The sequence below is a fragment of the Roseiarcus sp. genome (assembly GCF_052145395.1).
Lineage (GTDB): Bacteria > Pseudomonadota > Alphaproteobacteria > Rhizobiales > Beijerinckiaceae > Roseiarcus.
Genome location: NZ_JBKQOT010000626.1, coordinates 1 through 4,267 on the forward strand (window position 1 = coordinate 1; position 4,267 = coordinate 4,267).

The following is a 4,267-nucleotide window of genomic DNA, read 5'->3' on the forward strand; positions in this document are numbered from 1 at the left end:
AACTTCGATAAATTCTGCCGTGAGGCTAAATTCGAACTGCCAGAGGCCGCCGCCTCAAGCCATCAATAGTGAGAATGTTGCCAGATGAAATTCTCACTATTGATGGATATTGCCGAAAATATTTCCAAATTCTCACGCCAAGATGGCTCCTGACACCCGGGGCGACCAGGTCGAGGAGGTGCTGTCGTTCAAGCCCGGCTCCGCGACGGCGAGCGGCGCACCCCTTGACGCGCGGGTTCCGCAGCCCCTGCAGGCGTCCGCCCCGGACAAAGCTGCCTCGGCGCCCGCAGCGGCCGCGCCCGCCCCGGCCGAAGCGCCGCGGGCGCCGACCCCGGAGCCGAAGCCTCTCGAGATCGCTTCGCTTCCGCCGACAGCGGCCCCCTTGGCCCCCGCCACGCTCGCCCGTCCTGCCGCGGAGGGAGCGCCGGAGCCCGGACTCGGCGAGGCGGCCAAGATCGAGGCGCGGCTCGCCGATCTCGAAGCGGCGATCAAGGCGCGCGCGAACGCGCTGGCGACGCGGACCGATATCGACAAGGCCGAGACCCAGATGTCCGATCAGGTCGCGCGGCTAGCGGCGATCGTGACGCGTCTCACCGGTCAGGTGAAGGATCTGCAGGCTGAAGTGCGGACGACGTCGACGGGTTCGGACGAGCGATTGGCCGATCTGACGCGGCGGGTCTCGCTGGCCGAATCGAGGAGCGCGGTCGCAGCGGCGGAAAGCGCGGGCGTCGCGCCCGTGGGCGTCCCACCCTCGGGCGCGCCTACAGCGGCCCTGAGCTCGGGCGCGGCAGGCCAGGCGCAGGGCGTGCGCATGAAAGTGGCCGCTCTCGATCAGAAGCGCGCCTACCGCATTCAGGCGGCCTCCCCGGGCCTTGCGATGCTGAGCGTGGTCGACGGCGCCCCGGACGATCGGCCGGTCGAGGTTGCGATCGGCACGGTTCTCCCCGGCTACGGCAAGGTCATCAGCATCGAGCAGCACGGCCAGGCGTGGGTCGTGAAGGCCGATCGCGGCTCGATCCAGTAGAGGGACCGAGCGCATGCAAGGGCTTGTCGATTTTGCGAGCCAGATCGGCGAGGCCCTCGCCACTCTGATCCCGACCTTCGCCTATCTGGCGTCGCTCTGGTGTTTCCTGTTCGCCGCCTGGGGCTTCTGGATGCAGTCGCAGCCCGGAAACCCGTTCGAAGGGCGTCCGTGGATTCCGGTCCTGTCGCTCGTCCTGTCGGGAGCGTTCGCAAGTTTTGACAAGGTCCTGAACATGGCGCTCGCAACCGCCGGGTCGGGCGTGACCGCCTCGATCTCGGCGCTTTCGAGCTACGCGCCGCCGAGCGCGCCCGACGCCTCGACATTGCTGGGGACGACGCCGAGCGCGACGCTGGTCAATGTCGTGACGCTGTTCCAGGCGTTCTTCCAGAGTTTCGGAGCCATGGTCGTGTTCTTCGCGCTCATGAGCTGGCGTTCTGTCGTCAGCGGGCAGGCGAACCGGAGCCAGATGGGCTGCGTCGTGCAGTTCGTGTTCGGGATCATGCTGATCAACATTCTCGCCATCACCAACGCGCTGATCGCGATGTTCGTCTGAGGGCAGAGGCAGGCGCTGGGCGTCGCCCGGAAACGTCAGGGGGCGACCCGCGGCGTTGGGGCAGTGGCGGGGATCCTCTTGAGTTCTGCGCCGCGAGCGCCCCGGTCGATTGCACCGGGCCCGCCCGAAAGTTCTTTCCAGCCGCCGCGTTTTTTTGATCTCCGTTCGCGCAGGCGGGAACGAGTCTCGGCGTCGAGGGCAGGACGGGACCCGTGAGAGCCCTCGTCGTCAACGTCAGGAGTCAAACCTCATGAGAAAGCGTTCGCTGAAGATTCGTCGTTTGCTGCTGCGCGCCTCGGCGCTCGGCGGCGCGCTCGTCGTCGCCAGCGCCCATTCGTTCGCGCAGGCGGCCGGGGGCACCATCGGCGCCCAGATCGGCACGATGGCGCAGGAGTTCTCGACCGCCGGCGGCACCGCGGCTTCGACCGCGATGTACGTGGGGGCGCTGATCTGCTTCGTCGCCGGCGCGTGGTTCCTGTGGCAGTCGCGTCAGCCCGTGAACCGGGAAGCGGGCAAGGTTGCGGCCGGCGCCGCCGGTCTCGTCCTCTGCTGCCTCCTCGTCACCGGCGGCTCGTGGATCAACAAGGCGGCCGAAACCGCCACCGGCACGGCGGCCTCGATTTCAAACACCGCCGGCGTCGTGACGTTCCAGTAACAGGCGCGGGGACAGGATCCGATGCGTCTCGAGCCGCTCGTTCTTTCCGTTTGCGAAAGCGAACCGCCGGGCGGCGCGACACGACGCTCCTGTCCCTTCTGCGGGGTTCGCCTCGCAGAAGGGCGGGACGAGGCGTCCTGCGCCCCGTGCTCTCTCGTTCGCCATCTCGAGCGCGAGACAATCGCCGAGGAAGCCGTACTGATCTGGCTCCCGGAGATGACGCAGAGCGCGCTCAACGCGCTCGCCAACAGAGCCCATAGGCTGCTCGCCGACGAGGGCGCCCTCTATTTCGCAGCGTCTCCCTTCTCCGTGACCAGCGGCGATCATCCGAACCCCGCGCTCGAGGCGATCCGGGCGATCGAGATGCGAAGCGTCGAGGCCGAGGCGCGATTCGGGACCGCGTCGCCCCGCGTGCTCGGCCAGGCGCTCCTGCGGGCGGAGCCGAAGCTCTATGCCGAGCGCGCCAAGCGGCTCGGCGGATTGAGGCTGTGGTCGCGGGGAAGATTCTTCGTCGCCGGCGAGGACGTCTATCCCCGAGTGATCGCCGCCTGAAGCGCGCCCGTCCTTTTCGCGAAGAGACTGGAGGTTTTCGATGGTGGGGATCGTGTCGAGTCTGCTCGCGAGCCTCTCGCTCGCGCTGAAGCAGCCGCTCGCGGGCTATTGCGACGTCGAGACGACGCACGGCGACGCGCTCGTCACGAAGCAGGGCGACTACTGCACCTTCGTCCGGATCGGCGGCATGAAACGCATGGCGACCCGCGACGACATCGTGAAGCTCGCGAACGGCCTGCGTCTCGATCTGTCGGGGGCGCTCGAAGCCAAGGGCCACGCGATCGTCGGCTGGTATCTGTCGGACCCCGACATGGCCGAGCGGGAGATCGAGCGGATCAACATGGAGGCGTGCCGGCGCGTCGGCCGCGAGGTCGGCCTCGATCTCACCGACATTCTCGACGAGCGGCTCCGCCTCTGGAGCCAGACGATGCGCTTCGAGACATCGTGCTTCGCGCTCTGGACGCGCCGGGCGGTGCTGACCAGGGAAGAGCTGAAGCAGATGAAGGAGGAGAAGGCGGCGGCGGCGAAGGCGGTCCCGCGCATCGGCGACGCGCAGCGCTTCTTTCTCCGCTCCGAGATCATGGCCGCCCATCATACCGGTTTCGTCAATCGGGTGATGACGGCGCTGCGCGGCGCCGAGGTGGCGGCGACCGAGCTTTCGGCCAGCGAAGCGTTGGTTCTCGCGCGGGAAGCGCTCTATCGCGAGACCGCGGGCTCGAAGTGGAAGCCGACGCTGATCGGCGACCGGGTCATGCCGCGCCTGCCCGAGGAGGAGGTCAGGCATCCGGACAAGTCGGGGCTCTTGTGGCCCTCGATCCGCAGCCAGCTCTTCCGCATCGACGCGATCACTCACGGCGGCCAGCGCGTCGAGATCGGCGAGAACGAATATGCCGGCGTCGACCTCATGATCGGGCCTGAAGATCCGCGTCCCTTCGTCGAGCTCGCAAGCTGGCTCGGCCAGGATCGGCTGCCTTGGCGCTGCTCGTTCATTCTCGAGGGCGGCGGCAAGACGGGCATGGCCTTCAAGGAGATCGGCGCCTCGTTACTTTCGATCTTTCCGGCCAATCGCGATCTCCAGCGCGCTTTCGCGTCGCTGCGCCAGTTGCGTGAGCAGGACAACCATATCGCCGTCAAGCTGCGCGCTTCCTTCGCGACATGGGCGCCGCTCGGCGAAACGCGGAAACTGCGCCGGCGCGCCTCGACACTGGCGCAAAGGATCGAGGGCTGGGGCAATTGCAAGATCGCGCGCGTGGCGGGTGATCCGCTCGACGGCGTGATGAGCTCCGTGCCGGGCCTCGCGCTCGCCTCGACCGCCAACCCGTCGCTCGCTCCGATCGGGGAGGCGATGCCCCTCCTGCCGTGGTCGCATACGATCTCGCCATGGGAACGGGGCTCGGTGCTGTTCCGCCTGCCGAATGGAGCGATCTGGCCCTATGACCCGTCGGGCGGCTCGATGCGCCCGCTCGTCATTGACATTTTCGTG

At 67.6% G+C, this 4,267-nt stretch carries 4 protein-coding genes and 1 pseudogene; all 5 read left to right on the forward strand.

What is annotated here, in order from left to right:
- Positions 1–142 precede the first annotated feature (142 nt).
- Positions 143–1,024: a hypothetical protein gene (locus tag ACLP25_RS21555; protein WP_442471191.1), complete on the forward strand. Its 882-nt coding sequence runs from the start codon at positions 143–145 to the stop codon at positions 1,022–1,024.
- 13 nt (positions 1,025–1,037) lie between these two features.
- Positions 1,038–1,577 (forward strand): hypothetical protein, encoded by a 540-nt coding sequence (locus tag ACLP25_RS21560; protein ID WP_442471192.1) that lies wholly within the window; start codon positions 1,038–1,040, stop codon positions 1,575–1,577.
- A gap of 250 nt (positions 1,578–1,827) precedes the next feature.
- Positions 1,828–2,232 (forward strand): hypothetical protein, encoded by a 405-nt coding sequence (locus tag ACLP25_RS21565; protein WP_442471193.1) that lies wholly within the window; start codon positions 1,828–1,830, stop codon positions 2,230–2,232.
- A 21-nt stretch (positions 2,233–2,253) separates the two neighbouring features.
- Positions 2,254–2,784 carry a hypothetical protein gene (locus tag ACLP25_RS21570; RefSeq protein ID WP_442471194.1) on the forward strand — a complete coding sequence of 177 codons (531 nt, stop codon included), beginning with the start codon at positions 2,254–2,256 and terminating at the stop codon, positions 2,782–2,784.
- Between the two features lie 40 nt (positions 2,785–2,824).
- Positions 2,825–4,267, forward strand: a pseudogene (locus ACLP25_RS21575) (ATP-binding protein); the annotation flags it as partial.

What these genes read in the sequence shown, in the direction of transcription:
- ACLP25_RS21560 (WP_442471192.1), top strand. Translation starts at nt 1,038, where the DNA reads ATGCAAGGGCTTGTCGATTTTGCGAGCCAGATCGGCGAGGCCCTCGCC.
- ACLP25_RS21565 (WP_442471193.1), top strand. Translation starts at nt 1,828, where the DNA reads ATGAGAAAGCGTTCGCTGAAGATTCGTCGTTTGCTGCTGCGCGCCTCG.
- ACLP25_RS21555 (WP_442471191.1), top strand. Translation starts at nt 143, where the DNA reads ATGGCTCCTGACACCCGGGGCGACCAGGTCGAGGAGGTGCTGTCGTTC.
- ACLP25_RS21570 (WP_442471194.1), top strand. Translation starts at nt 2,254, where the DNA reads ATGCGTCTCGAGCCGCTCGTTCTTTCCGTTTGCGAAAGCGAACCGCCG.